We start from the raw sequence: 25,116 nt of genomic DNA, 5'->3' as shown, positions 1-25,116 counted from the left end.
GGCGCGTCAGGAAAGCGTCAAGATGCCCTCGTACGGAGGCGGACGGGCCGAAACCGGGCACGGCGCCCGCGCAGACGCCTGCGCAGGCGTCTGCGAGAGGGAGGCGCGGCGTATGTGCGGCGTATGCGTCCCGCCTCGTTCCGTCAGGGCCGCGTCAGGGGGGACCAGGGACCGGCGATCACCGGGCATAGCGTCGAAGAGCACCCCCGGCGCGACCGTGCTGGGGACCGTGTTTCGCTCCTCGGGAGGAACCGATGGCAGACGCTCTGTTCGGAGACGACGCCGAACCCTTCAAACAGCCCCTGTCCGGACGACTCTGCGTGCCCGTCCGGCCGTGCGCCGGCGGCTGGGCGACCCGGCTCTTCCGGACGCCGGCCGGCGGCAGGACCGCCGTCGCCTTCACGGATCCGGGACGGTTGAGGGCGGTCCTCGGGGCCACTCAGCCGTGGGTCCTCCTCGCGGAACCGGCGCTGCGCGCGCTCACGGAGCCGCTGGGCGTCCACGCGCTGAGGATCGACCCGGCGTTCTCGGCCCCGGCCCCGGCCTTGGTACCCGTCTCGGCCCCGGCTCTGGTCCCGGTCGGTGCGGCAAGCCCGAAGCCGCGGCCAAAGGCGGAGCTCAAACCGAGCCAGAGGCCGAGCCCGAAGCCGGCTCCCGCCCCCGTGGCCGACCCGCGCCCGTTCACGTTCACCGCGCTCGCGAGCTGAAGGGAGCCTCGGAGATGACCACTCTGCCCCTGCCCGCCCCTGCCACGGCCCCGTCCGGCACTCCCGGCTCCCCCGGAACCGCGCCCGTCGACGCGCTCTCCGTCTGGCCCGCCACCACCACCGAGCGGCCTCACGGACAGCTCCTCGTCGGCGGCGTACCGCTCACCGAGATCGCCGAGGGCCATGGCACTCCCGTCTACGTCCTCGACGAGGCCGAGGTCCGCGAGCGCTGCCGCACCTACCGCACGGCCTTCCCCGAGGCCGAGATCCACTACGCGGCCAAGGCCTTCCTGTGCCGTGCCCTGGCCCACTGGGTCGAGGAGGAGGGGCTCGGCCTCGACGTGTGCTCCGCCGGGGAGCTGGAGCTCGCCGTCACCACCGGTTTTCCGGCCGAGCGGATCCTGCTCCACGGCAACGCCAAGTCCCCGCAGGACCTGGAGACCGCGCTCCGCCTCGGCGTGGGCCGGATCGTCATCGACACCCCCGCCGAGATCGCCCGGATCGCCGCGGCGGTCGGCACCGACGGCCGCCAGAAGGTCATGGTCCGGGTGACGCCGGGCATCAGCGCGGGCGGCCACCGGAAGATCCGTACGGGCTCGGACGACCAGAAGTTCGGCCTCTCCCTCCGGGACGGCCACGCCCAGCACGCCATTGCCCGCGTCCTCGACCAGCCGCATCTCGAACTCACCGGCATCCACTGCCATCTGGGCTCGCAGATCGCGGACGTCAAGCCGTACCTGGTGGCCGTGCGACGGCTCGTCGGCCTCATGGCCAGGGTCCGCGACGCCCACGGGGTCACGCTCCCCGAGCTCGACCTCGGCGGCGGCCACGGCGTCGCCTACCGCCCCGGCGAGCCCGCCCTCGACCTGACCACCCTGGCCCGCAAGGTGCGCGCCGAACTCGCCGAGAGCTGCGCGGCGGCCGGACTTCCCGTCCCGCGCCTGATCATCGAACCGGGGCGGGCCGTCGTCGGCCCCGCCGGGGTCGCGGTCTACCGGGTCCTCGTGGTGAAGCGCACGCCGGGCCGCACCTTCGTGGCCGTGGACGGCGGGATGAGCGACAACCCGCGCCCCGCGCTGTACGGAGTGCGGTACACGCCCCGCCTCATCGGCCGCCACTCGGGCGCCGGTGCCGAGCGCGTGACGGTCGTCGGCCGGCACTGCGAGGCCGGGGACGTCCTGGCCGAGGACGTCCCGCTGCCCGCCGACATCCGCCCCGGCGACCTCCTCGCGCTGCCGGTGGCGGGCGCGTACCACCTGTCGATGGCGTCCGCGTACAACCTCGTGGGCCGCCCGCCGGTGGTCGCCGTCCTCGACGGCCGCGCCCGGCTCCTCGTCCGCCGGGAGACCCTGGCCGACCTCCGAGCCCGCGACGTCGGCCTCTGAGGCCCGGCCTCCTCAGGGATCCGTCAAAGACCCCTCCGAGTGGGCGCTGTGCCGATTGACGCGGCGGGCGAGCCGGTCGAGGTCCTTCGCGCCCTCCCGCAGCGTGCCGCGGGCGTGGGAGGAGCGTGCGCCGTCCTCCAGGAGCAGCCAGAGCCGCGGGTTGGCGAGGAGGACGCGCAGCTCGATCCGGGCCCGGCCGCCGTCCGTGTCGACGAGGTCGACGCGCTGTTCGACGCCGGTGGGCCAGCGGACCGCGGCGAGCCGGTCGGTGCGTACGGTACGGCGGGTCCACAGGCCCCGGACGGCGACCCGGCCCGGGGCCGCGACGACCCGGTCGGGCAGCAGGATCACGAAGAGCGCGACGGAGAGCGCGATCCACAGCAGTGTGCTCGTCAGGGTCAGGCCGTCGTCCCCGGCGTCCACGGCCAGGGACACGGCTTGCAGCAGCCCGGCGCAGCCGGCGGCGGCCCGGGCGTCGCGGGCCCACTCGGTGTCGTGCACAGTGCGGTCGTCGCGCTCCGACGGCGGAACGAATCGTTGCTCCATGGCACGGACGCTAGGACGGCGGCCGACCCGTGTGACTCCGCCTTGACGCGGTACCTATGCGGCCGCCGCCGACCTTGACGCGGGGCTGACGGGACTGACGGGTCCGGCGACGTGGTGGACGTACTCGTGCGCGAGCCGGAAGCCGGCGGTCCAGGCGAGGAGGCGGCTGGGCCGGTTGTCGCGGGAGCAGCTCCAGCCGGCGAGCCGGCCGCGCGCCGCGATGTCGGCCGTCAGCCCGGACACGCAGGCCAGGGCGAGGTGCTGACGGCGCTCCTCGGGCGAGGTGGCGCAGGCGACGTCCTCGTAGCGGCTGCCGACGAACCGGCTGCACGCCACGGCGACGACCCGGCCCTTGCGCACCGCCACCCAGCCCGCGCCCGACGCGGCGAGGGCGGCGGGTCCTTCCCAACTCCCGTGGATCCAGGCCATGGACGGGTCGAGCGCGGCGAGCGCCGGGCCGTCCTCGGGGGTGAGGCGGCGCACGGTCACGCCCCGGGGGACGCGCGGCGCGACGGCCACGGCGCGGTGGAGGTAGAGCATCTGCTCCCATGGGACGAGCTGCTCGAAGGCGGCTTCGAGGACGGGGACGAAGCGGCGGGACGTGTCGACGTAGTGCCGGGCGAGCGGGGCCAGTTCGTCCGGGGTGACGGCGCTGGGATCGCCGGCCAGGAGGGCGTGTCCGCCGCACGTCACCGCCACCACGCGGGGCTTCTCGGCCCGGTCGGTCCACCACTGGCCGTGGCCGGTGGCGAGGACGTGCTCGGCGAGGGCCCCGGTGCCGGGCGCGCCGGACAGGAACACGCGGGCGGGAGCGGGTGGTTGGTGGGACGAGTGGGAGATCACGGCACCTCCTGGTGCGGAAGGCGGGCGGAGGAACAAAGCGGGGGCGGCCCGGGTGCGGGCCGCCCCCGGGGGGTTCAGCGAGCCCCGGCCCTGCGGCCGTGGTTCGCCTTCTTCTTGCGGCGGTCCTTCTTCTTGCGTGCGCGCTTCGACATGGCGGTACGGGTTCCTTTCAGGCCGTCAGGCGGACTGGCCGACGAGGAGGTCGGCGAGCTTGGTGAGGCGCTTGACGGTGCGGGGCTCGGAGGCGGCGGCCGCGGGGGCGACCCGGTGATCGCGGTCGTAGTAGGCGCCGTTGACGATCTCGACGGCCGGGTCGCAGAGCCGCACGACGTGCGCGGCGCCCTCGGCCGGCGCGACGCCCTCGTGGGCGTACAGGGGGAGGAGGCTGGTGGTGCAGATGCCGGGGTGGACGGAGACGGCGGTGACCCGCGGGTCGGCCGCGAAGACCGTCAGAGCGAGCTGCGACTGGGCGTAGGCGGCGAGGCGCGAGTAGCGGCGGACCCGGTTGGGGTCGTTCCACGCGATGGAGCCGGTGCGGTGCAGCGAGGACGAGACGTTGACGACCCGGCCGCCGGGGTCGGTGGTCAGCGCCGGTTCGAGCAGGTGCGTGAGCAGGTAGTGCGCGAGGAAGTTGACCTGGAACGCGATCTCGTTGCCGTCGGCCGTGACGGTGTGCCGCTCGGGCGCCGCCATGCCCGCGTTGTTGACGAGCACGTCGAGGTGCGGGTGTTCGGCGAGGACCCGTGCGGCGAGCTGCTCGACCTCCTCCAGGCGGGTGAAGTCCGCGCCGAACGCGCACAGTCGGGACCCGTCGACGTCGGCGAGGGTGACGAGCCGGTCGGTGGCGGCGTGCGCCTCCTCGGCCGTGCGGCCGTGGACGAGCACCGTCGCGCCGCGTTCGGCGAGGAGTCGCGCGGTCTGGTAGCCGATACCGGAGGTGGCACCGGTCACCAGGACGGTACGGGAGGAAAGGTCGGATACGGACATGACTGGTCAGTCCCTCAAGGGTGAAGAGTGTGGATCGGGTACGCGGACGGGGCGTCGGACAGTGATGTCACGACGCCCCGTGGCAGAGCCGGAGACGGTCAGCGGCGGGCGGACGTCTCCGGACAGCGGGGCTCACGACGGGGCGCCCGATGGGGCGGCCGGTCGGTCAGGAGCCACGCGCTGTTCATGCTGTCCATCGAACCCGAGCCGGCGGGAGGCGACAAGCCCGACGGGCCTTCCCTGACGCCCCCCTGACGACGGATCACCCCAGGCCGGGGATGGTGGAGACGACGAGGTCGATGACCTTGATGCCGAGGAAGGGCAGGACGAGGCCACCGAGCCCGTACACGGCCAGGTTGCGACGCAGCAGGTCGTGCGCGGAGCTCGGGCGGTAGCGGACGCCCCGCAGCGCGAGCGGGATGAGCGCCACGATGATCAGGGCGTTGAAGATGATGGCCGACGTGATGGCCGACGTCGGGCTGTGCAGCCCCATGATGTTCAGCGCTTCGAGCCCCGGGTAGGCGCCGGCGAACATGGCCGGGATGATCGCGAAGTACTTCGCGACGTCGTTGGTGATCGAGAAGGTCGTCAAGGCGCCCCGGGTGATGAGGAGTTGCTTGCCGATCTCGACGATCTCGATGAGCTTGGTCGGGTTGGAGTCGAGGTCGACCATGTTGCCGGCCTCCTTCGCGGCCGATGTGCCCGTGTTCATGGCGACACCGACATCCGCCTGGGCGAGCGCGGGGGCGTCGTTGGTGCCGTCGCCCGTCATGGCGACGAGCTTGCCGCCCTCCTGCTCCCGCTTGATGAGCGCGAGCTTGTCCTCCGGGGTCGCCTCGGCCAGATAGTCGTCGACCCCGGCCTCGTGGGCGATGGCGCGCGCGGTGAGCGGATTGTCGCCGGTGATCATCACCGTACGGATGCCCATCCGCCGCAGCTCCGCGAACCGCTCCTTGATGCCGTCCTTCACCACGTCCTTGAGGTGGACGATCCCGAGGACCCGTGGTCCGTCCCAGTCGTTGACGGCCACCAGGAGCGGGGTGCCGCCGGCGCCCGAGATCTGGTCGCTCCAGGCGCGCGCCTCGCCCGGCACCTTCCCGCCGTACATCTCGACCCAGGCGATGACCTGCGCCGACGCACCCTTGCGGAGATGGCAGACGGCGCCGTTGTCCCAGCGCAGGTCGACGCCGCTCATCCGGGTCTGCGCGCTGAACTCGACGAACCGGGCGTTCGCGAGCTCGCCCTCGGCCGGCGCCCGCAGCCCGTACCGCTCCTTGGCCAGGACGACCACGGACCGGCCCTCGGGCGTCTCGTCGGTCAGGGAGGCGAGCTGCGCGGCGTTCGCGAGCCGGGCCTCGTCGACGCCCGGCAGCGGGACGAAGTCGGCGGCCTCCCGGTTCCCCAGGGTGATCGTCCCGGTCTTGTCGAGGAGCAGGGTGCCGATGTCGCCGGCGGCCTCGACCGCGCGGCCCGACATGGCGAGGACGTTGCGCTGCACGAGCCGGTCCATGCCGGCGATGCCGATCGCCGAGAGCAGCGCGCCGATGGTCGTCGGGATCAGGGTCACGAGCAGGGCGACGAGCACGGTGGTGGAGGGCAGGGCCCCGGCGTACGCGGCCATCGGCTGGATCGCCACGACCACCAGGACGAAGACGACGGTGAGGGCGGCGAGCAGGATGTTCAGTGCGATCTCGTTCGGCGTCTTCTGCCGTGAGGCGCCCTCGACGAGGGCGATCATCCGGTCCATGAAGGAGTGGCCGGGGCGGGAGGTGACCCGTACGACGATCCGGTCCGAGAGGACCGTCGTCCCGCCCGTGACCCCCGACCGGTCGCCGCCCGACTCCCGGATGACCGGCGCGGACTCGCCGGTCACGGCGGACTCGTCGACCGCCGCGACGCCGTCGACGACGTCGCCGTCGGCCGGGACCAGCTCGCCCGCCTCGACGAGCACGAAGTCGAAGAGCCGCAGGTCGGTGGCGGCGACGGCCTCCGTCTCCGCCCGGTCGAGGTCCGTCCCGTACCGCCAGTGCCGCAGCCGCAGCGCCACCGTGTCCGTACGCGCCCGGCGCAGCGACTCGGCCTGGGCCTTGCCGCGGCCCTCCGCCACCGCCTCGGCGAGGTTCGCGAAGATCACCGTCAGCCACAGCCAGACGCTGATCACCCAGGTGAACACCGACGGGTTGACCAGCGCCGACAGCGTCGTGAGCACCGAACCGACCCCGACGACGAACAGCACGGGATTGCGCACCAGGGTCCGCGGATGCAGCTTGCGCACGGCCTCCGGGAAGCACGTCACCAGCTGTACGGGATCGAGCAGGCCGCTGCTCCGCGCGGAGCGCCGCCGCTTGGGCGTGGGGGCCGGGTTGCGGGGCGGACCGGTCCCCGCGGGCGGGGCGATCGGGCCGGTCGGACCGGTCGGCATCAGGGAAGCGGAGGGCGCCTGCTGGGGCGCGCGGGAATGCATCGCGGAAGACCTTCTGATAGCCCGACCGCCCGTCCGCCCGATCGGCGCAGGCCGGGAGAGCCGGGAGAGCACGGCAGGGGTGTCCTCGTCCGCGTCCCGTGGGCGCCGGAAGGTTCTCCGGGCACCCACAGGGCGGCTGCGGACGGACAGCGCCGCTCGGGAAGCGGGGGCGCGGCAGCCGGATGGGTGTGCTGCCGCGCCCCCGCGGTCCGGGGACGATCAGGCCACTGACGTCCACGGCCGGTGAGCGACCGAGAAGCACGCTAGGCCCACCGGGCGGCGGAGGCCGCCTCGGAACACCCGAATTGACGCCCCCCTGACGGACGTTGGGGAGACACGTCAAGACCCCGTCAGAGACCCGTCAAGGTGCTCGTAGGGACGCCGCTCAGCGGGTTTCCTCCCCACAGGGACACCGATCGGCCTTCGGCCGGGAATCACCAGGGAGTGGTCGCATGAGTGTGGAGAAGATCGTCGGACTGATCGTGGCCGTCTGCCTCGTCGGCTACCTGGTGGCCGCGCTGATCCGCCCGGAGAAGTTCTGAACCCTCCCGCGCCGTCGCAGCCCGCCGACCCGGAGATCCGTCCGGGGAGGCTCAAGGTCTTCGTCGGTGCCGCCACCGGGGTCGGCAAGACCTGCCGGATGCTGGACGAGGGCCGCCGCAGAGCCGCGCGCGGAGCCGACGTCGTCGTCGGCGTCGCCGCATGCCGCGGCCGCCCCCACACCGCGTCGCTGCTCGCCGGCCTGGACACCCTGGAGCCCGCCCGCGGGGTCCACGCCGGCCGCCCCGAACTCGACCTCGACCGCGCCCTGCGCCGCGCCCCCGGTCTGCTCCTCGTCGACGACCTCGCCCACACCAACGCCCCGGGCCACCGCAACACCCACCGCTGGCAGGACATCGAGGAACTCCTCGCCGCCGGCATCGACGTCGCCACCACGGTCGACATCCAGCACCTGGAGTCGCTCGGCGACGTCGTCGAGAAGATCACCGGAGTGCCGCAGGACGAGACCGTCCCCGACGCCGTCGTCCGCCGCGCCGACCGGATCGAGCTCGTGGACATGGACCCGCAGGAACTGCGGCGCCGGATGGCCCACGGCAACATACGCCCGCCCGAGGAGGTCGACGCCGCCCTCGCCAGCCAATTCCGTACGGGCAACCTCACCGCCCTGCGCGAACTCGCCCTCCTCTGGGTCGCCGACCGCGTCGACGAGGCCCTGCGGAGGTACCGCTCCGAGCGCGGCATCGGCGGGGTGTGGGAGATCCGCGAACGGATCGTCGTCGCCCTCACCGGCGGCCCCGAGGGCGACACCCTGATCCGGCGCGCGAGCCGCATCGCCGCCCGGACCGCCCAGGGCCGGCTGCTCGCCGTGCACGTCGTCCGCAGCGACGGCCTCGCGGCGGGCACCTCGTCCGCCGCCCTCGCCCGCCAGCGGCGGCTCGCGGAGAGCCTCGGCGGCAGCTACCACACCGTCGTCGGGGACGACGTCCCCACGGCGCTCGTGGAGTTCGCCCGTGCCGAGAACGCCACCCAGCTCGTCCTCGGCACCAGCAGACGCCGCCGCCTCGAACGCTTCCTGACCGGCCGCGGCATCGGCGAGACGACCGTCGCGCTCTCCGGCGACATCGACGTCCACACGGTCACCCACGAGCGGGCCGGTCACGGCCGCCTCCTCCCGTACCGCCGCCGTACGCTGCCGGCCTGGCGCCGCATCGCAGGACCGGTCGCGGGGCTCGTCCTGCCGGTCCTGCTCACGCTGCTCCTCGACCGCACGCGGGGCGTGTTCAACCTGACCAGCGAGGCGCTCCTGTTCCTCGTCACCGTCGTCGGCGTCGCCTGTCTCGGCGGGGTCGTCTCGGCGCTGGTCGCCGCCGTCGCCGCGTCGCTCCTGCTGAACTACTGGTTCATCCCGCCCGAGGGCGCCTTCACCTTCGCCGACGCCGACAACATGCTCGCCCTCGGCGTGTTCGTCCTCGTCGCCGCCGTCGTGGCCGGCGCCGTCGACCGGTCCCTCCGGCTGTCCCGGCGCGCGGCCCGGGCCACCGCCGAGGCCGAGATCCTCTCCTCGCTCGCCGGGTCGGTCGTGCGCGGCGACCACACGGTGCCCGCCCTGCTCGCCCGTACCCGCGAGATCTTCGGCGCCGAATCCGCCGAGCTCGTCGACTCCGCCGACCTCGCCGCCGTCACCCGGCTCACCGCCGCGCACCCGGACGATCCGGCGGTCAGCCAAGTGGCCGTCGGAGACGGCCGGTTCCTGGTCCTGCGCGGCCGGCCCCTGCCGTCCTCCGAGCGTCGCGTCCTCGCGGCCCTCGCCGCCCACGTCACCGCGGCCGCCGAACACGCCCGGCTCGCGGAGGCCGCCGCCCTGGTGGAACCCGTACGGGCCGCCGACCGGATGCGGACGGCCCTCCTCGCCGCCGTCAGCCACGACCTGCGCACGCCCCTCGCCGCCGGCTGGGCCGCCGTCGCCTCCCTGCGCAGCACCGACGTGGAGTTCACCCCGGACGAGCGCGACGAGCTCCTCGCCACCGCCGACGAGTCCATGGCCCGACTGGCCCGGCTCATCGAGAACCTCCTCGACATGAGCCGCCTCCAGGCGGGCGCCCTGAACCTCTCGCTCCGCGCCACGGCCCTGGAGGAGGTCCTCGCCGCCGCCCTCGACGCCCTGCCGCCCGACGCGCCCCGGCCCGTCCTGCGCGGCCTGGAGCAGGCCCCGCCGGTCTTCGCCGACCCTCCGCTCCTGGAGCGGGTGATCGCCAACCTGGTGGGCAACGCCAGCCGGTACGCCCCGCCCGCCCACCCCGTCCTGCTCACCGCGAGCGTGCTCGCCGGCCGGGTGGAGCTCCGGATCGTGGACCGCGGCCCCGGACTGTCCCAAGGCGACCGGGAGCGGGTCTTCGAACCGTTCCAGCGCCTGGGCGACACCGACAACACCACGGGCGTCGGCCTCGGCCTGGCGCTCTCCCGCGGCCTCACCGAGGCCATGTCCGGCACGCTGACCCCGGAGGACACCCCGGGCGGCGGCCTGACCATGGTCGTCTCGCTGCCCTGCGCGGTCTGAGAGCCCCGCATCCAAGTCTGTCGCGTAGGGGACGCGTCAAGAGCGCGCTGCGGGACGTATGGGGGGCGTTAACGGAAGCCGCCACCTGGCTGGAAGGCGGTTTGCTCATCTCGTCCGAGAATCCGTTCTTCACTCAGGAGCTCACGATGGCCGACCTGGCCTTCGTCGCCACCACGGTCGCGATCTTCGCGCTGGTGGCCTTCATCGCCAAGGGGGTGGCCAAGCTGTGAATGCCGAAAACATCATCGGTCTGCTGGTGGCCGCCGGCCTCCTCGGCTATCTCGTCCTCGCCCTCGTCAAGCCGGAGAGGTTCTGAGGTACGACCATGAGTCCTGTTCTTGCTGGGGTTCTCCAGCTCCTCGCACTGATCGTCGCGCTGGGCCTCTCGTACCGCCCGCTGGGCGACTACATGGCCCGGGTCTACTCCTCGGACAAGCACCTGCGGGTCGAGAAGTGGATCTACAAGGGCATCGGCGCGAATCCGACCGTCGAGATGCGGTGGCCCGCCTACCTGCGCGGTGTCCTCGCCTTCTCCGCCGTGAGCGTCCTCTTCCTCTACCTGCTCCAGCGGCTCCAGGGCTCGCTGCCCGGCTCGCTGGGCTTCGTCTCGATCGACCCGGACCAGGCGTTCAACACCGCCGCCTCGTTCGTGGCGAACACCAACTGGCAGTCGTACTACGGCGAGCAGGCCATGGGCCACGTCGTGCAGACCGGCGGCCTCGCGGTGCAGAACTTCGTCTCGGCGGCGGTGGGGATCGCCGTGGCGGTCGCCCTCGTCCGCGGCTTCGCCCGCTCCCGTACCGGTGAGCTGGGCAACTTCTGGTCCGACCTGGTCCGCGGCACCGTCCGCATCCTGCTGCCGATCTCCGTGATCGGCGCGCTCGTCCTCGTCGCCACCGGCGCGATCCAGAACTTCGCGGGCATCCACGAGGTCGGCCAGTTCATGGGCGGCACGCAGCAGTGGAACGGCGGGGCCGTGGCCTCGCAAGAGGTCATCAAGGAGCTGGGCACGAACGGCGGCGGTTACTTCAACGCCAACTCGGCCCACCCCTTCGAGAACCCCAACCCGCTCTCGAACCTCTTCGAGATCTACCTGATCCTGGTCATCCCGTTCGCCCTGACCCGCACCTTCGGCCGCATGGTCGGCTCGATCAAGCAGGGGTACGCGATCCTCGGCACGATGGCCACCATCTGGCTCGTCTTCACGGGCCTGATGATGTGGACGGAGTTCGCCCACAACGGTCCCGCGTTCGACCTCGCCGGCGGTGCGATGGAGGGCAAGGAGACCCGGTTCGGGATCGGCGGCTCGTCGATCTTCGCGGTGGCGACCACGCTCACCTCGACCGGCGCCGTCAACTCCTTCCACTCCTCGTACACGGGCTTCGGCGGCGGCATCACGATGCTGGGCATGCAGCTCGGCGAGATCGCGCCCGGCGGCGTCGGCTCCGGCCTCTACGGCATGCTGATCATGGCGGTCATCGCCGTGTTCATCGCCGGTCTGATGGTCGGCCGCACCCCCGAGTACCTGGGCAAGAAGATCGGCACCCGCGAGATCAAGTTCGCGGCCTGCTACATCCTCGTCACCCCGGCGCTCGTGCTCTGCTTCACCGCCGTCGCGATGGCCCTGGACACCCCGTCCAACTCGATGACGAACTCCGGCGCGCACGGCTTCTCCGAGATCCTGTACGCCTACACGTCCGGTGCCAACAACAACGGCTCCGCGTTCGCGGGTCTCAACGCCGACACACAGTGGTTCAACTCGACGATCGGCATCGCGATGCTGCTCGGCCGGTTCCTGCCGATGGTGTTCGTGCTCGCCCTGGCCGGCTCGCTCGCCGAGCAGACGCCGGTGCCCGAGACCGCGGGCACGCTCCGCACGGAGAAGCCGCTGTTCACGGGCCTCCTGGTCGGCACGATCATGATCATCACCGGTCTCACCTACTTCCCGGCCCTCGCGCTGGGACCGCTCGCCGAAGGGCTCGCGGCATGACCAACGACGTGAAGAACACCGACGTGAAGAAGCTCGACGCAGAGAAGTCCGAGGACAGCGTGTCCACCACCCCGACCAAGGCGCCCCACGGCGACCTGTCCGGGGGACACCAGGCCACCGGACGGATCGGCGGAGGACTGTTCGACCCCAAGCAGCTGATCAAGTCCTTCCCCGACGCGGTCAAGAAGCTCGACCCGCGCGTGATGATCAAGTCGCCCGTCATGTTCGTGGTCCTGATCGGCTCGGTGGTCACCACCGTCCTGGCGATCAAGAACCCGGGCGACTGGTTCGGCTGGGCGATCACCGTCTGGCTGTGGCTGACCACCATCTTCGCCAACCTGGCGGAGGCGGTGGCCGAGGGCCGCGGCAAGGCCCAGGCCGACACCCTGCGCAAGGCCAAGACCGACACCGTCGCCCGCCGCGTCATCGGCAAGAACGAGGAGCGGGTCCCCGGCACCGAGCTGCGCATCGGCGACCTGGTCGTCTGCGAGGCCGGCGACGTCATCCCCGGCGACGGTGACGTCGTCGAGGGCGTGGCCTCCGTCGACGAGTCCGCCATCACCGGCGAGTCCGCCCCGGTCATCCGCGAGTCCGGCGGCGACCGCTGTGCGGTCACCGGCGGTACGAAGGTCCTCTCCGACCGCATCGTCGTCAAGATCACGACGAAGCCCGGCGAGACCTTCATCGACCGGATGATCAGCCTGGTCGAGGGCGCCGCGCGCCAGAAGACCCCCAACGAGATCGCCCTCAACATCCTGCTGGCGTCCCTCACGATCGTCTTCCTGCTCGCCGTCGTCACGCTGAAGCCGTTCGCGATCTACGCGGGCGCCGACAAGCAGACCTCCCTGATCGTCCTCACGGCCCTGCTCGTCTGCCTGATCCCGACGACGATCGGCGCCCTGCTCTCGGCGATCGGCATCGCCGGCATGGACCGGCTCGTGCAGCGCAACGTCCTCGCCATGTCGGGCCGAGCGGTCGAGGCCGCCGGCGACGTGTCGACGCTGCTGCTCGACAAGACGGGCACGATCACGCTGGGCAACCGGCAGGCTTCGGAGTTCGTCCCGGTCAAGGGCACCACCGAGGCCGAACTGGCCGACGCCGCCCAGCTCTCCTCCCTCGCGGACGAGACGCCCGAAGGCCGCTCGATCGTGGTCCTCGCCAAGGAGAAGTACGGCCTGCGCGAGCGCCACCAGGGCGAGCTCGCCCACGCCACATGGATCGAGTTCACCGCCCAGACCCGTATGTCGGGTGTCGACGTCGACGGCAAGCAGACCCGCAAGGGCGCGACCGGCTCGGTCGTCGCCTGGGTCCGTGAGCAGGGCGGCACGGTCGCCGACGACGCCGAGACCCTGACCGACCGGATCGCGCAGGCCGGCGGTACGCCGCTGCTCGTCGCGGTCAAGGACGACAAGGGCGCCCGCGTCCTGGGCGTCATCCACCTCAAGGACGTCGTCAAGGAGGGCATGCGGGAGCGGTTCGACGAGCTGCGCCGCATGGGCATCAAGACGGTCATGATCACGGGCGACAACCCGCTGACCGCGAAGGCCATCGCCGAGGAGGCGGGTGTCGACGACTTCCTCGCCGAGGCCACCCCCGAGGACAAGATGGCCCTCATCAAGCGGGAGCAGGCGGGCGGCAAGCTCGTCGCGATGACCGGTGACGGCACCAACGACGCACCGGCGCTCGCCCAGGCGGACGTCGGCGTGGCGATGAACACGGGTACGTCGGCCGCGAAGGAGGCCGGCAACATGGTCGACCTCGACTCCAACCCGACCAAGCTCATCGAGATCGTCGAGATCGGCAAGCAACTCCTCATCACCCGCGGCGCCTTGACGACCTTCTCGATCGCCAACGACGTGGCGAAGTACTTCGCGATCATCCCCGCGATGTTCGCCGTCGCCTACCCGAGCCTGGACAAGCTCAACATCATGGGCCTGGCCTCGCCCGAGTCCGCGATCCTGTCGGCCGTCATCTTCAACGCGCTGATCATCATCGCCCTGGTGCCGCTCGCCCTCAAGGGCGTCCGCTACCGGCCGAGCAGCGCCGACTCGATGCTCCGGCGGAACCTCGGGATCTACGGCCTCGGCGGCCTGATCGCCCCGTTCATCGGCATCAAGATCATCGACCTGCTCCTCTCCACCATCCCCGGAATCGGCTGACCCACGATGAACAACTCCGTAGGAAACACCGGGCGCGTCCTCTGGGCAGGCCTGCGCGCCCTCCTCGTCCTGACCGTCGTGTGCGGCGTCCTCTACCCGCTCGCCGTCACCGGCGTCGCCCAGCTGGTCTTCCCCGGCAAGGCGAACGGCTCCGAGATCACCGACGCGAGCGGCAAGGTCGTCGGCTCCGAGCTCATCGGCCAGACCTACAACCTGCCGCTGAAGGACGGCGAGGAGACGGCGGCCCCGGACCTGAAGTGGTTCCAGCCCCGTCCCTCCAACGGCCTGGGCACCAACAGCGTCAACGGCCAGTACACGCTGATCCTCTCCGGCGCGACCAACCGCTCCGGTGACAACGAGGACCTGATCCAGTGGGTCAAGGACGCCAAGGCGGCCGTGATCAAGGACAACTCGACGGCCGGCCACACGGTCAAGCCGTCCGACGTCCCGGCGGACGCGGTCACCTCCTCCGGCTCCGGCCTGGACCCGCACATCTCCCCGGAGTACGCGAAGCTCCAGGTCCACCGGATCGCCGAGAAGAACAGGCTGACCGTCGCCCAGGTCGACAAGCTCGTCGCCGACCACACCGACGACCGCATCCTCGGCTTCATCGGTGAGCCCCGCGTCAACGTGCTCCAGCTCAACATCGCCCTCAAGGAACTGACCAAGGGCTGATGGTCTTATCGCATCGGAGTGGGAGTCGGCGGGCCCCGGAGCGACCGGGGCCCGTCGACTCCCGCCGCACATGGGACGACGTCCCGTGGGACGACAAGAGGAAGGCAGGCAGCACGCCGATGACCCGGGTGCTGGTCGTGGAGGACGACGCTCAGCTCGCACGAGCCTTGGTGATCAACCTCCAGGCTCGGAAGTACGTGGTGGACGCGGCACCCGACGGTGCCACCGCCCTCCGGCTCGTGGCCGCCGAGCAGCCGGACATGATCCTGCTCGACCTCGGGCTGCCCGACATGGACGGCCTCGACGTCATCAAGGGCCTGCGCGGCCGGAGCCGCGCCCCGGTCCTGGTCCTGTCCGCACGCAGCGGCTCCGAGGACAAGATCCGCGCGCTCGACGCGGGCGCCGACGACTACATGACCAAGCCGTTCAGCATGGACGAACTGCTCGCCCGCCTGCGGGCCGCCACCCGCCGTACGCGGGAGTCGCCGCCGCAGCCGCAGACGGCGATGGTGGTCAGCACCGACGCGTTCACCGTCGATCTGCCGGCCAAGAAGGTCCGCCGCGGGGGCCACGACGTACGGCTGACGCCGACCGAGTGGCACCTGCTCGAAATCCTGGTCACCAACCCGGGGGTACTCGTCAGCCAGCGCCGGCTGCTCCAGGAGGTGTGGGGGCCGAGCTACAGCGGCAAGACCAACTACCTCCGGGTCTACATGGCCCAGTTGCGGCGCAAGCTGGAGGCGGACCCCGCCCACCCCCGCCATCTGATCACCGAACCCGGTATGGGTTACCGGTTCGAAGCCTGAGGACGAACGACACCATGGGACGCGGCAAGCTTCGGATCTATCTCGGCTCGGCGCCGGGTGTCGGCAAGACGTACGCGATGCTCTCCGAGGGGCACCGGCGGGTCGAGCGCGGTACGGACTGCGTCGTCGCCTTCGTGGAGCACCACGACCGTCCCCGTACGGAAGTGATGCTCCACGGCCTCGAACAGGTCCCGCGCCGCACCGTCGAGTACCGCGGCACCAGCTTCACCGAGATGGACGTCGACGCGGTCCTGGCCAGGAAGCCGGCCGTCGCCCTCGTCGACGAGCTCCCGCACACCAACGTCCCCGGCTGCCGCAACACCAAGCGCTGGCAGGACGTCGAGGAGCTGCTCGCCGCGGGCATCGACGTCGTGTCGACGGTCAACATCCAGCACCTGGAGTCGCTGGGCGACGTCGTCGAGTCGATCACCGGGGTACGGCAGAAGGAGACCGTCCCCGACGAGATCGTGCGCCGCGCCGACCAGATCGAACTGGTCGACATGTCGCCCCAGGCCCTGCGCCGCCGCATGGCCCACGGCAACATCTACACATCCGACAAGGTCGACGCGGCGCTCTCCAACTACTTCCGCCCCGGCAACCTCACCGCCCTGCGCGAACTGGCCCTGCTGTGGACGGCCGACCGCGTCGACGAGTACCTCCAGGAGTACCGGACCGAGCACCGCGTCTCGAAGATCTGGGGCTCCCGCGAGCGGATCGTCGTCGGTCTGACCGGCGGCCCCGAGGGCCGCACGCTCATACGGCGGGCCACCCGGCTGGCCGAGAAGGGCGCGGGCGGCGAGGTCCTCGCCGTCTACATCGCCCGCAGCGACGGCCTCACCGCCGCCTCGCCGAAGGAGCTGGCCGTCCAGCGGACCCTCGTCGAGGACCTCGGCGGAACGTTCCACCACGTCATCGGCGACGACATCCCCTCCGGCCTGCTCGAATTCGCCCGCGGGGTCAACGCGACCCAGATCGTCCTCGGCGTGAGCCGCCGCCGCTCCTGGCACTACGTCTTCGGCCCCGGAGTCAGCGCCACGGTCGCCCGCGAGTCCGGCCCCGACCTCGACGTCCACATCGTCACCCACGACGAGGCGGCGAAGGGCCGCGGCCTGCCCGTCGCCCGCGGCGCGCGGCTGGGCCGCTCCCGGACCATCTGGGGCTGGGTGGCCGGCCTGGCCGGACCGGCCCTGCTCACGCTCCTGCTGAGCACCGTCAGCCCCGACCTGGGCCTGGCCAACGACGTCCTGCTCTTCCTCACGCTCGTCGTCGCCGCCGCGCTCCTCGGCGGGCTCCGCCCCGCCCTCGCCTCGGCGGCCGTCGGATCGCTGCTGCTCAACTGGTACTTCACCCCGCCGGTCCACGAACTCACGATCGCCGACCCCCGCAACATCGTCGCCCTGGTGATCTTCGTCGGAGTCGCGATCTCGGTCGCCTCCGTCGTGGACCTCGCCGCCCGCAGGACCCATCAGGCCGCCCGCCTGCGGGCCGAGGCCGAGACCCTGTCCTTCCTCGCCGGCAGCGTCCTGCGCGGCGAGACGAGCCTCGAAGCCCTCCTCGAACGGGTCCGGGAGACCTTCGCCATGGAGTCGGTGGCGCTCCTGGAGCGCACCGAGGAGGCCGAGCCCTGGAACTGCGTCGCCGTCGTCGGGCCCCGGTCCGTCGGCCGCCCCGAGGACGCCGACGTGGACATGCCCGTCGGCGACCACCTCGCCCTGGCACTGACCGGCCGGGTCCTGCCCGCCGAGGACCGGCGCGTCCTCGGCGCGTTCGCCGCCCAGGCCGCCGTCGTACTGGACCGTCAGCGGCTCGTCGGCGAGGCCGAGGAGGCCAGGAAACAGGCCGAGGGCAACAAGATCCGTACGTCCCTGCTCGCCGCCGTCAGCCACGACCTGCGCACACCCCTCGCCGGCATCAAGGCCTCCGTCACCTCGCTGCGGGCGGACGACGTCGAGTGGTCCGAGGAGGACCGCGCCGAACTCCTCGAAGGCATCGAGGCGGGCGCCGACCGGCTCGACCACCTCGTCGGCAACCTCCTCGACGTCTCCCGTCTGGAGACCGGGACCGTCACCGCCGTCATCCGGGAGACCGACCTCGACGAGGTCGTCCCGATGGCGCTGGCGGGCGTACCGGAGGACAGCGTCGAGCTGGACATCCCCGAGACCCTGCCGATGGTCGCCGTCGACCGCGGCCTCCTGGAACGGGCCGTCGCCAACATCGTCGAGAACGCCGTCAAGTACAGCCCCGACGGCGCACCCGTCCTCGTGGCGGCGAGCACGATCGCCGACCGCGTCGAACTCCGCGTGGTCGACCGGGGCCCCGGCGTCCCCGACGAGGCCAAGGACCGCATCTTCGGGGCCTTCCAGCGGTACGGCGACGCCCCACGCGGGGCGGGCGTGGGGCTGGGTCTCGCGGTGGCCAGGGGCTTCGTCGAGGCGATGGGCGGGACCCTCTCCGCCGAGGACACCCCGGGCGGCGGCCTGACCATGGTGCTCGCGCTGCGCCGCGCCGCGCCATGAGGGCGGGGCTGAGCGGGCGGGGCTGAGCAAGCGGGCCTGAGCGGGCGGGCTGAGCCGGCGGGGCTCAGAGGGCGCGGCGGTACCGGGCGGCGACCGAGGCGATCCACACCATCGCCGTGATCACGCCGATCGCCAGGGTGAGCGTGCCGGCCTTGCCGCCGCTCATCGCCCAGCCGTTGCCGAGCAGCAGCGCCGTACCCGCGATCCGCGAACCGATGGCGTGCTTCCGCATCCCGGCGCGGCCGAAGTGCCGGCCCAGGACGTAGCAGGCGGCGATCAGCGAGATGAACGTGACCGAACCGGCGGCGAAGTGCGCGTAGCTCTGCCAGGACAGCGCGGCGGGCATCCCGTCCGGCGTCCCGACGGGGAAACCGTCGGCCGGGTCCATCACGAACGCGCCCGCCGCGATCATGCCGACACCGCTGAGCCGTACGAGCCGCGGCGCCCACGTCCCGCCGGGCGTACCCCGCAGGACCCGGCGCAGTCCGCCGGCGCCGATGACGGTCAGGACACCGGCGAGGACGAAGTTGGTGATCTGGATCCAGCCGAGGGACCCGTTGCTGAGCGCGCTCAGCGGGTGGCGGGTGATGTCGTAGCCGTCGCGGGTGGCGGCCTGGGTGAGCGCCACGAGAGCCCACAGGGGCTGCGCCACGACCGCGACGGTGAGCAGGGAGCGGGTGGTGGAGGGGGAGGGGGCGACGGTCGCGGCGGTGCGGGGGGCGGTCTGCGTGGTGGCCATGTCGGGGCTCTCTTCCGGTGTCCGGGGCGATCTGCTTCTCGATGACACGTCGATCCGGCGATGTGACAGGGAACGCCCGCATTCCCTGTCACATGGACTTGTTCGACGCTTAGGCAGAACCACCCGGAACGATCACCGGCACGATGACCGGAACGATGAGAGGACCAGAGATCCCCATGCGCTACCTGATGACGACCAAGCCGTCCGACACCGCCCCCGACGAGAAGCTGTACGCCGAGATGGGCCGGTTCATCGAGGAGCTGACGGCGGCCGGTGTGCTCCTGGCAACCGGAGGCCTGGAGCCGGGCGGCGTCCGCGTGACCTCCGCGGGGGACGAGATCACCGTGACGGACGGGCCCTTCGCCGAGGCCAAGGAGGCCGTGGCCGGCTTCGCGCTGATCGAGGTCCGCTCCAAGGAGGAGGCGATCGAGCTGGCCCGCCGCTTCCGCCGGATCGTCGGCGACGGCGAGAGCGTCGTCCAGGAGGTCTTCGGCCCCTGATACCCGAGACACCCGATCACAGCACCCCCGCGGCTTGCGACCGAGCCGCGGCGGGTGCTGTGATCGTTCCTGTGCTGCCGGACGTTCACCGCACGGTCGATGCGGCCTGGAAACTGGAGTCGGCGAAGATCGTCGCCTCGCTCACCCGCATGGTCCGCGACGTCGGTCTTGCCGAGGAGCTGGCCCAGGACGCCCTCGTCGCCGCCCTCGAACAGTGGCCCGTCTCGGGCGTCCCCGACAACCCCGGCGCCTGGCTGACGACCACCGCCAAGCGGCGCGCCCTCGACCACCTCCGCCGCAGCCGGCGCCTCGAACGCAAGCAGGAGCAGCTCGCGCACGAGCTGGGACAGCGACAGGACCACCACCACGACCCCGACGCACGGCCGGACGACGAGCCGGACGACGTCCTCCGGCTCGTCTTCCTCTCCTGCCACCCGGTGCTGCCGACCGAGGCCCGTGCCGCCCTGACGCTCCGCCTGCTCGGCGGCCTGACGGCCCAGGAGATCGCCCGCGCCTTCCTCGTCACCGAGACGGTGATCACCCAGCGCGTCGCCGGAGCCAAGCGGACACTGGCCGAGGAGGGCGTCCCCTTCGAGCTGCCGGACGGCGACCACCTGGCCGAGCGGCTCTCCTCGGTCCTCGAAGTCATCTACCTGATCTTCAACGAGGGGTACTCCGCGACCTCCGGCGACGATCTGATGCGGCCCGGACTCTGCCTGGAGGCCCTGCGCCTCGGCCGGCTCCTCGCCGAACTGGCCCCGGGGGAACCCGAGGTGCACGGGCTCGTCGCGCTGATGGAGATCCAGGCGTCCCGCGCCGCCGCCCGCACCGGCCCGTCCGGCGAGCCCGTCCCCCTCCACGAGCAGAACCGGGGCCGCTGGGACCAGCTGCTCATCCGCCGAGGCTTCACCGCGATGCTGAAGGCCCGGGAGGGTCTGGCCGAAGGGGAGGCGGGCGGCGCCCCCGGCCCGTACATGCTCCAGGCGGCGATCGCCGTGTGCCACGCACAGGCCAGGAGCGCGGAGGACACCGACTGGGCCCAGATCGCCTCCCTGTACGAGGCCCTGACCCGGATCCTGCCGACGCCGGTCGTCCGGCTGAACAGCGCCGTGGCGGTCGGGATGGCGTACGGGCCGGGGGCGGGGCTCGAACTGGCCGACGCCCTCCTCACCGATCCGGTGCTGCGCGACTACCACCTCCTCCCCAGCGTCCGGGGAGACCTGCTGGCCCGGCTCGCCCGCTTCGACGAGGCCCGCGTCGAGTTCCGGCGGGCGGCGTCCCTCGCGCGGAACGCCGCCGAGCGCGCCTTCCTGGAGCGGCGCGCGGACGAGCTCGGTGCCGCCGCTCCGGCGGGCCCCGTCCTGGGGGAGGCGGCTGAGGAGTTCCTGCGCCGGGACGACCTGGACCCCGCGACGAGCCGCTCGTACGGGCAGACCCTGCGCCGCCTCCGCCGCACCCTCGGCGACCGGCAGCCGCTGGCGTCCCTCACGGCGGACCAGGTGACGCGGGTGTTCACGACGGCCTGGGGCGAGGCGGCGGCGGCGACCTGGAACCGGCACCGCGCAGCCGTCCGGTCCTTCGGCGCCTGGGCCGACCTGGACGACCTCACCACGGGGCTCGACCGCCGCGCCGGGACCCGCCCCCGGGCACTGCCTCTCGGCCCCGCGCAGCTCGACGCGGTCTGGGGCCTCCCGGACCTGCCGCTGCGCGAGGAGACGCTGTGGCGGCTGCTGAACGAGTCGGGCGCCGGGGCGACCGCGGTCCTTTCCCTGAACGTCGAGGACCTGGACCTCGACGACCGCCGCGCCCGCTCCGGCTCGCCCGACTCCCCTGGCGCCTGGGTGAGCTGGCGCTCCGGAGCGGCCCGGCTCCTGCCCCGGCTGCTCGAAGGCCGGACACGCGGCCCGGTCTTCCTCTCCGACCGCCGCCCCGGCCCGGCCCGTACGCCCGGGGCGTCCGACCTGTGTCCGGACACGGGCCGCCGCCGACTCTCGTACGAGCGGGCCGAGTTCCTCTTCAAGCAGGCCACCAGGCCCCTGGACCCGGCCCGCGACGGCTACACCCTGCGCCGGCTCAAGCCGCACCACCGGGATCGCTGACCGGGGCCCATCGAGCGGTTACATCGAGGAGGGCGTCGAGGGAGTGCGGCACGAGCCGATCCAGATGCCGGTGACGGCGCTGACGTACCGGGCCCCGCAGCGGTCGGCCGGGTCCCGGCCACGACGTCGCGGAGCAGGGGCCCCGTGAACGTGTGGTGCTGCGGTCCCGCGGTGGCGCAGTCGAAGACGACGTCGGCCCGGTGCTGCGCCCAGCCCTGCCGTAGGTCCGCGACGGTGAGACTGGCCGGATGGGCCACGTCCCCCCAGACGGAGAAGGCTCCGGCGCGTACGGGATGCGAGCGGGGTGCGGTGGCGCTGTGACGAGTCATCGTCGATCCCCTTCGAGCGGTCGAGGCGGCGGCTGCGCCCAGTGATACCCGACCGGCTCACCCGAGAACCATGATTGCGCATCAGATCGACCTCACAGACCGGCATTTGTGAGTTTGCTACGAGTTGAACGCTCGCATCCTCCGGTCTCATGCACCAACCTCACGCGCAGCGCTCGCAAAACCATTGGCCGACCCGTGGCGCACGGACGATCATGGGGCGTATGAGTGACCGACCCGCGCGATGGAGCCAGGCGAGCGTCTACCCCGACATGTGGGCGGACCCGGACGACGACCCCCGCAACAGCGAAGGAGACGCCCCGGAGGGCGAGCTCGCGACGCTGCTGGACTTCCTTTCGGGCTACCGCCTGACGTTGCGGATGAAGTGCGAGGGCCTGGACCCGGAGCAGCTGGCCCGCCGGTCGGTGCCGCCGTCGACGATGTCGCTGCTCGGCCTGATCCGGCACCTCGCCGAGGTGGAACGGGACTGGCAGAACTGGATCGTCGACGGCGAACCGCTGCCGAGCCTGTACGGCGAGGACGACGGGGACTTCCTCGGCGCCGTGGCGGACCAGGCCGTGGTCGACGCCGCCTACGCCGACCTGGAGCGCGAGCAGGCCGCGACCGACGCCGTGCTCGCCGGCCACCCGGACCTGAACGAGCGCCTGGCGAAGGACGGCATCGCCGTCCGCGAGCTGATGGTCCACCGGATCGAGGAGTACGCCCGCCACTGCGGGCACGCCGACCTGTTGCGCGAGTGCGTGGACGGACGAGTGGGGCAGTAGCGCGAGCGGGGAGGGCCGGATACGGCCGAGTGTCATCGCGCCGACCCCGGTGATGCCCGGGCGCCGACCGCCGTCTCACTCGATGGTGTGGACTCTCACGGGTGGCGGCGCGCGGCGACGTGGACGAACGGAGCGTGTCCCACCGCCCGCGCGGGTGACGGACCCTCATGCGCCCCCGCCGGCGGGCGGGCGGCGACGGTCCGGCGTATCCCCACGTATCCCTACACTCCCCGCATATGTCGCTCTGGCTGCTCAATCACTTCAGTACGTTCACCCTGGCCGTGGCCACCGTCGGCGGGACCGTCGTCCTGGCCGTCACCGGCAGCGTGCTGCTCCGCCGCAGGTACCCCTCCCTGGCGGAGGGCGAACACAACGACATGGTCGGCGTGACGCTGGGCATGTTCGGCGCGATCTACGGGATCATCCTCGCCTTCGTCATCGTCACCCTCTGGACACAACTGGAGAGCACGCAGACGATCGTCGCCGCCGAGGCCACGGACATGGCCCTCATCGCCCGGGACGCCGCCGCCTTCCCGCCCCCGGTCCGCGCCCGCCTCGACGACGCCCTCAGTGACTACGTCCACGCCGTCGTGGAAGTCCAGTGGCCCCTGATGCGCGAGGGCGTGCCGAGTTACGAGGCCACCGCCGTCAAGTTCCAGGCCGTCTACGACGTGCTCCAGGAGTACGAGCCGAAGACCGCCCACGAGGAGGTCTTCTACGGGGAGGCCGTCGACCACCTCAACGACGTCGCCTCCCAGCGGCGGGCCCGCCTGACCATGGCCGAGCAGCAACTTCCCCCGCTGCTCCAGGCCCTGGCCTTCGGCGGCGCACTCGTCCTGATCCCGCTCACCTTCCTCTACGGCATGCGCAAGCTGCGGATCCAGCTTCTCTTCGTCGCCTCCGTCGCCGCCCTCATCGGCTTCAGCCTGCTCCTGGTCTTCGTCCTTGACCGCCCCTTCGCCGGCGAACTCAGCGTGAGTCCGGCGCCGTACCGGGAGGGTGCGCTCGCGCGCTACTGGACGCCGTGACGGAGGGGCGGGCGACGGGGGGCGGGCCGCCGGGAACGGTCAGGCGGCGGGCTTGCCCGGCTCGTCGTGGGTGGCGCAGTGGATCCCGCCCCCGCCCGAGGCGATGGTGTCGATCTGCAGCTGGACGACGTCCCGCTTCGGGAAGTGTTCCCGGAGGATGGCCTTCGCCCGCGCGTCGGCCTTCCGGTCGCCGAACTTGGGCAGGAAGACCGAGTCGTTGGCGACGTAGAAGTTCGCGTAGGTCGACACGAAGTCGTCGCCCTCTCCGGTGATCCTGTCGAGGTCGGGCTGCGGCAGGTCGATGATCTCGAAGCGCCGGCCCCGCGCGTCGGTCGCCTTCTCGAGCACCGAGCGGGCCTGGTCGGCCGAGCGGGACCAGGAGTCCGGGGGAGTGCCGGGGAACGCCTGGTCGAGCAGGACCACGCCGGGCGCGGTGTAGCGGACGAGGCTGTCGACGTGCGCGTCGGTGATGTCCTCGCCGCGGACGCCCGCGAGCCAGACCACCTTCTCCACACCGAGCGTCTCGATCAGCTCGTCCTCGATCTGGTCCCGGCTCTTCCCGCGGTTGCGGTTGTCGTTGACGATCGAGCTCTCGGTGATGAGGAGCGTGCCCTCGCCGTCCGTCTCGAAGGAGCCGCCCTCGGCGACGAGCGGAGCCTGCTCGCGCGGGATGCCGTACTTGGCGAGGAGCTTCCGGCCCACCTGCGCGTCGTTGGTGTGCTCCTGCTTGTCGCCCCAGCCGTTGAAGTTGAAGTCGACCCCGATGACCTCGCCGGCGTCCTCGACGAAGACCGGGACGGTGTCGCGGGCCCACAGGTCGTCGACGGCGAGCGGGATGACCTCGACCTGGCTGCCGCAGGCCCGCTGCGCCGCCGCCACCTGCTCCGGGCGGGCCATCATCACGACCGCCTCGTACTCCCCGACGGCCCGCGCGATACGGGCGATGTCATCCCGTACGTAGGGCAGGTCCTCCTCCCAGACGGAGGCGAGGGCCGGCCAGGACATGAACGTACGGACGTGGCTCTCCCACTCGGCGCCGAAGCGCCGCTCCCCGTCGGCGGCGGGCGTACGGGAGGGGGCGGCGGCCGTGCCCCCGAGTGCGGAGTCCTCCGGTCCGCAGGCGGCGGCACCGAGGCCGAGCGCGGCGCCGATTCCGGCGAAGGCGCGCAGGGCGGTGCGGCGGGTGGGGATGAAGTGGGACACAGCGTGCTCCGATCGTGGGCTGGCGAGAGTATCCGGCGGCGGCCGGCGGATCGCGGTGACGCGGCGCGGCGGCGGAATCGCGGGCCTTGGCTTCACGCGTACAGCGGCCGTGGAGACGGCTGGGCAGCGGCGTGAGTGGGGGTGGCCGTGAGCTTCATTCTGGCACTGACTGAATTTTCAGTCAAACAGCCAGGGAGGGAGGGCATGGGTACTCGGAGGCTATATTGACTGAAACTTTAGTCAACGGGCACTCTCGGACGCAGGGCGCGCCGTGCGCCCCATCGGTCCGCCGTTCCGTAC

At 72.0% G+C, this 25,116-nt stretch carries 22 protein-coding genes and 1 pseudogene; 15 read left to right on the top strand and 8 right to left on the bottom strand.

From position 1 onward, the window contains the following. Positions 1-254 precede the first annotated feature (254 nt). Both OG357_RS08230 and lysA read left to right on the top strand, forming a co-directional pair. A complete protein-coding gene (locus tag OG357_RS08230) occupies positions 255-707 on the top strand; it encodes an SAV_915 family protein (RefSeq protein ID WP_329620526.1) in 453 nt (150 codons plus the stop codon). Between the two features lie 14 nt (positions 708-721). Then, positions 722-2,092 (top strand): diaminopimelate decarboxylase, encoded by a 1,371-nt coding sequence (lysA, locus tag OG357_RS08225; protein WP_329620525.1) that lies wholly within the window; start codon positions 722-724, stop codon positions 2,090-2,092. A gap of 12 nt (positions 2,093-2,104) precedes the next feature. Here the strand turns inward: lysA and OG357_RS08220 are convergent, their stop codons facing one another. The 5 genes from OG357_RS08220 to kdpB (OG357_RS08205) all read right to left on the bottom strand — a co-directional run bounded on the left by OG357_RS08220 (position 2,105) and on the right by kdpB (OG357_RS08205) (position 6,890). Further along, positions 2,105-2,638, bottom strand: a complete 534-nt coding sequence (locus tag OG357_RS08220; protein WP_329620524.1) for a hypothetical protein — start codon at positions 2,636-2,638, stop codon at positions 2,105-2,107. Positions 2,639-2,692: 54 nt separating this feature from the next. Further along, positions 2,693-3,481 carry a GNAT family N-acetyltransferase gene (locus OG357_RS08215; protein ID WP_329620523.1) on the bottom strand — a complete coding sequence of 263 codons (789 nt, stop codon included), beginning with the start codon at positions 3,479-3,481 and terminating at the stop codon, positions 2,693-2,695. A 74-nt stretch (positions 3,482-3,555) separates the two neighbouring features. After that, complete coding sequence (locus OG357_RS38820) at positions 3,556-3,633, bottom strand: 50S ribosomal protein bL37 (RefSeq protein ID WP_371637667.1); 78 nt, start codon at positions 3,631-3,633, stop codon at positions 3,556-3,558. Positions 3,634-3,658: 25 nt separating this feature from the next. After that, a complete protein-coding gene (locus OG357_RS08210; protein WP_329620522.1) occupies positions 3,659-4,468 on the bottom strand; it encodes an SDR family NAD(P)-dependent oxidoreductase in 810 nt (269 codons plus the stop codon). A gap of 262 nt (positions 4,469-4,730) precedes the next feature. Next, positions 4,731-6,890, bottom strand: a complete 2,160-nt coding sequence (gene kdpB / locus OG357_RS08205; RefSeq protein WP_329620521.1) for a potassium-transporting ATPase subunit KdpB — start codon at positions 6,888-6,890, stop codon at positions 4,731-4,733. 494 nt (positions 6,891-7,384) lie between these two features. Between kdpB (OG357_RS08205) and kdpF (OG357_RS08200) the strand changes: the two genes are divergently transcribed. From kdpF (OG357_RS08200) to OG357_RS08160, 9 genes are all read left to right on the top strand, one after another. Beyond that, complete coding sequence (kdpF, locus tag OG357_RS08200) at positions 7,385-7,474, top strand: K(+)-transporting ATPase subunit F (RefSeq protein WP_267041926.1); 90 nt, start codon at positions 7,385-7,387, stop codon at positions 7,472-7,474. Between the two features lie 98 nt (positions 7,475-7,572). Further along, a complete protein-coding gene (locus OG357_RS08195) occupies positions 7,573-9,990 on the top strand; it encodes an ATP-binding protein (RefSeq protein ID WP_443066642.1) in 2,418 nt (805 codons plus the stop codon). A 101-nt stretch (positions 9,991-10,091) separates the two neighbouring features. Next, a complete protein-coding gene (locus OG357_RS08190) occupies positions 10,092-10,220 on the top strand; it encodes a hypothetical protein (RefSeq protein ID WP_329620520.1) in 129 nt (42 codons plus the stop codon). Then, positions 10,217-10,306: a K(+)-transporting ATPase subunit F gene (gene kdpF, locus OG357_RS08185; RefSeq protein WP_329620519.1), complete on the top strand. Its 90-nt coding sequence runs from the start codon at positions 10,217-10,219 to the stop codon at positions 10,304-10,306. The genes OG357_RS08190 and kdpF (OG357_RS08185) overlap by 4 nt, the downstream gene beginning before the upstream one ends. 9 nt (positions 10,307-10,315) lie before the next feature. Further along, positions 10,316-11,980, top strand: coding sequence for a potassium-transporting ATPase subunit KdpA (kdpA, locus tag OG357_RS08180; protein WP_329620518.1), 1,665 nt, complete (start codon positions 10,316-10,318; stop codon positions 11,978-11,980). Then, complete coding sequence (gene kdpB / locus OG357_RS08175; RefSeq protein WP_329620517.1) at positions 11,977-14,139, top strand: potassium-transporting ATPase subunit KdpB; 2,163 nt, start codon at positions 11,977-11,979, stop codon at positions 14,137-14,139. Before kdpA ends, kdpB (OG357_RS08175) begins: the two co-directional genes overlap by 4 nt. Before the next feature lie 6 nt (positions 14,140-14,145). Continuing rightward, positions 14,146-14,814 (top strand): potassium-transporting ATPase subunit C, encoded by a 669-nt coding sequence (locus OG357_RS08170; protein ID WP_329620516.1) that lies wholly within the window; start codon positions 14,146-14,148, stop codon positions 14,812-14,814. 119 nt (positions 14,815-14,933) lie between these two features. After that, entirely contained in the window at positions 14,934-15,620 is a 687-nt protein-coding gene (locus OG357_RS08165) for a response regulator transcription factor (protein ID WP_329620515.1), read from the top strand. A 14-nt stretch (positions 15,621-15,634) separates the two neighbouring features. Continuing rightward, positions 15,635-18,136 (top strand): sensor histidine kinase KdpD, encoded by a 2,502-nt coding sequence (locus tag OG357_RS08160; protein WP_329620514.1) that lies wholly within the window; start codon positions 15,635-15,637, stop codon positions 18,134-18,136. Positions 18,137-18,200: 64 nt separating this feature from the next. Here the strand turns inward: OG357_RS08160 and OG357_RS08155 are convergent, their stop codons facing one another. Further along, positions 18,201-18,875, bottom strand: coding sequence for a DUF998 domain-containing protein (locus OG357_RS08155; protein WP_329620513.1), 675 nt, complete (start codon positions 18,873-18,875; stop codon positions 18,201-18,203). A 176-nt stretch (positions 18,876-19,051) separates the two neighbouring features. Here OG357_RS08155 and OG357_RS08150 point away from each other — a divergent pair, with 176 nt between their 5' ends. Together OG357_RS08150 and OG357_RS08145 are read left to right on the top strand one after the other, a co-directional pair. After that, positions 19,052-19,375 carry a YciI family protein gene (locus OG357_RS08150; protein WP_317602152.1) on the top strand — a complete coding sequence of 108 codons (324 nt, stop codon included), beginning with the start codon at positions 19,052-19,054 and terminating at the stop codon, positions 19,373-19,375. A gap of 71 nt (positions 19,376-19,446) precedes the next feature. Then, positions 19,447-21,474, top strand: a complete 2,028-nt coding sequence (locus OG357_RS08145) for a sigma-70 family RNA polymerase sigma factor (RefSeq protein ID WP_329620512.1) — start codon at positions 19,447-19,449, stop codon at positions 21,472-21,474. A 98-nt stretch (positions 21,475-21,572) separates the two neighbouring features. Here the strand turns inward: OG357_RS08145 and OG357_RS38815 are convergent. After that, positions 21,573-21,803 (bottom strand): annotated as a pseudogene (locus OG357_RS38815) (molybdopterin-dependent oxidoreductase); the annotation flags it as partial. Between the two features lie 212 nt (positions 21,804-22,015). Here OG357_RS38815 and OG357_RS08140 point away from each other — a divergent pair. Both OG357_RS08140 and OG357_RS08135 read left to right on the top strand, forming a co-directional pair. Further along, positions 22,016-22,585, top strand: coding sequence for a DinB family protein (locus OG357_RS08140; protein WP_329620511.1), 570 nt, complete (start codon positions 22,016-22,018; stop codon positions 22,583-22,585). 236 nt (positions 22,586-22,821) lie between these two features. Next, positions 22,822-23,613 carry a bestrophin-like domain gene (locus OG357_RS08135; RefSeq protein ID WP_329620510.1) on the top strand — a complete coding sequence of 264 codons (792 nt, stop codon included), beginning with the start codon at positions 22,822-22,824 and terminating at the stop codon, positions 23,611-23,613. A 39-nt stretch (positions 23,614-23,652) separates the two neighbouring features. Here OG357_RS08135 and OG357_RS08130 read toward each other — a convergent pair whose 3' ends face one another. Continuing rightward, positions 23,653-24,816 carry an agmatine deiminase family protein gene (locus OG357_RS08130; RefSeq protein ID WP_329620509.1) on the bottom strand — a complete coding sequence of 388 codons (1,164 nt, stop codon included), beginning with the start codon at positions 24,814-24,816 and terminating at the stop codon, positions 23,653-23,655. Positions 24,817-25,116 lie beyond the last annotated feature (300 nt).

The organism is Streptomyces sp. NBC_01255, assembly GCF_036226445.1.
Classification (GTDB): domain Bacteria; phylum Actinomycetota; class Actinomycetes; order Streptomycetales; family Streptomycetaceae; genus Streptomyces.
This window is presented reverse-complemented; position numbering and strand designations above follow the sequence as displayed.

Excerpts from the sequence above, each read along its gene's own strand:
- OG357_RS08230 (WP_329620526.1), top strand. The coding sequence starts at position 255 with ATGGCAGACGCTCTGTTCGGAGACGACGCCGAACCCTTCAAACAGCCC.
- lysA (WP_329620525.1), top strand. The coding sequence starts at position 722 with ATGACCACTCTGCCCCTGCCCGCCCCTGCCACGGCCCCGTCCGGCACT.
- OG357_RS08220 (WP_329620524.1), bottom strand. The coding sequence starts at position 2,638 with ATGGAGCAACGATTCGTTCCGCCGTCGGAGCGCGACGACCGCACTGTG.
- OG357_RS38820 (WP_371637667.1), bottom strand. The coding sequence starts at position 3,633 with ATGTCGAAGCGCGCACGCAAGAAGAAGGACCGCCGCAAGAAGAAGGCG.
- OG357_RS08210 (WP_329620522.1), bottom strand. The coding sequence starts at position 4,468 with ATGTCCGTATCCGACCTTTCCTCCCGTACCGTCCTGGTGACCGGTGCC.
- kdpB (WP_329620521.1), bottom strand. The coding sequence starts at position 6,890 with ATGCCGACCGGTCCGACCGGCCCGATCGCCCCGCCCGCGGGGACCGGT.
- kdpF (WP_267041926.1), top strand. The coding sequence starts at position 7,385 with ATGAGTGTGGAGAAGATCGTCGGACTGATCGTGGCCGTCTGCCTCGTC.
- OG357_RS08195 (WP_443066642.1), top strand. The coding sequence starts at position 7,573 with ATGCTGGACGAGGGCCGCCGCAGAGCCGCGCGCGGAGCCGACGTCGTC.
- kdpA (WP_329620518.1), top strand. The coding sequence starts at position 10,316 with ATGAGTCCTGTTCTTGCTGGGGTTCTCCAGCTCCTCGCACTGATCGTC.
- kdpB (WP_329620517.1), top strand. The coding sequence starts at position 11,977 with ATGACCAACGACGTGAAGAACACCGACGTGAAGAAGCTCGACGCAGAG.
- OG357_RS08170 (WP_329620516.1), top strand. The coding sequence starts at position 14,146 with ATGAACAACTCCGTAGGAAACACCGGGCGCGTCCTCTGGGCAGGCCTG.
- OG357_RS08165 (WP_329620515.1), top strand. The coding sequence starts at position 14,934 with ATGACCCGGGTGCTGGTCGTGGAGGACGACGCTCAGCTCGCACGAGCC.
- OG357_RS08160 (WP_329620514.1), top strand. The coding sequence starts at position 15,635 with ATGGGACGCGGCAAGCTTCGGATCTATCTCGGCTCGGCGCCGGGTGTC.
- OG357_RS08155 (WP_329620513.1), bottom strand. The coding sequence starts at position 18,875 with ATGGCCACCACGCAGACCGCCCCCCGCACCGCCGCGACCGTCGCCCCC.
- OG357_RS08150 (WP_317602152.1), top strand. The coding sequence starts at position 19,052 with ATGCGCTACCTGATGACGACCAAGCCGTCCGACACCGCCCCCGACGAG.
- OG357_RS08140 (WP_329620511.1), top strand. The coding sequence starts at position 22,016 with ATGGGGCGTATGAGTGACCGACCCGCGCGATGGAGCCAGGCGAGCGTC.
- OG357_RS08135 (WP_329620510.1), top strand. The coding sequence starts at position 22,822 with ATGTCGCTCTGGCTGCTCAATCACTTCAGTACGTTCACCCTGGCCGTG.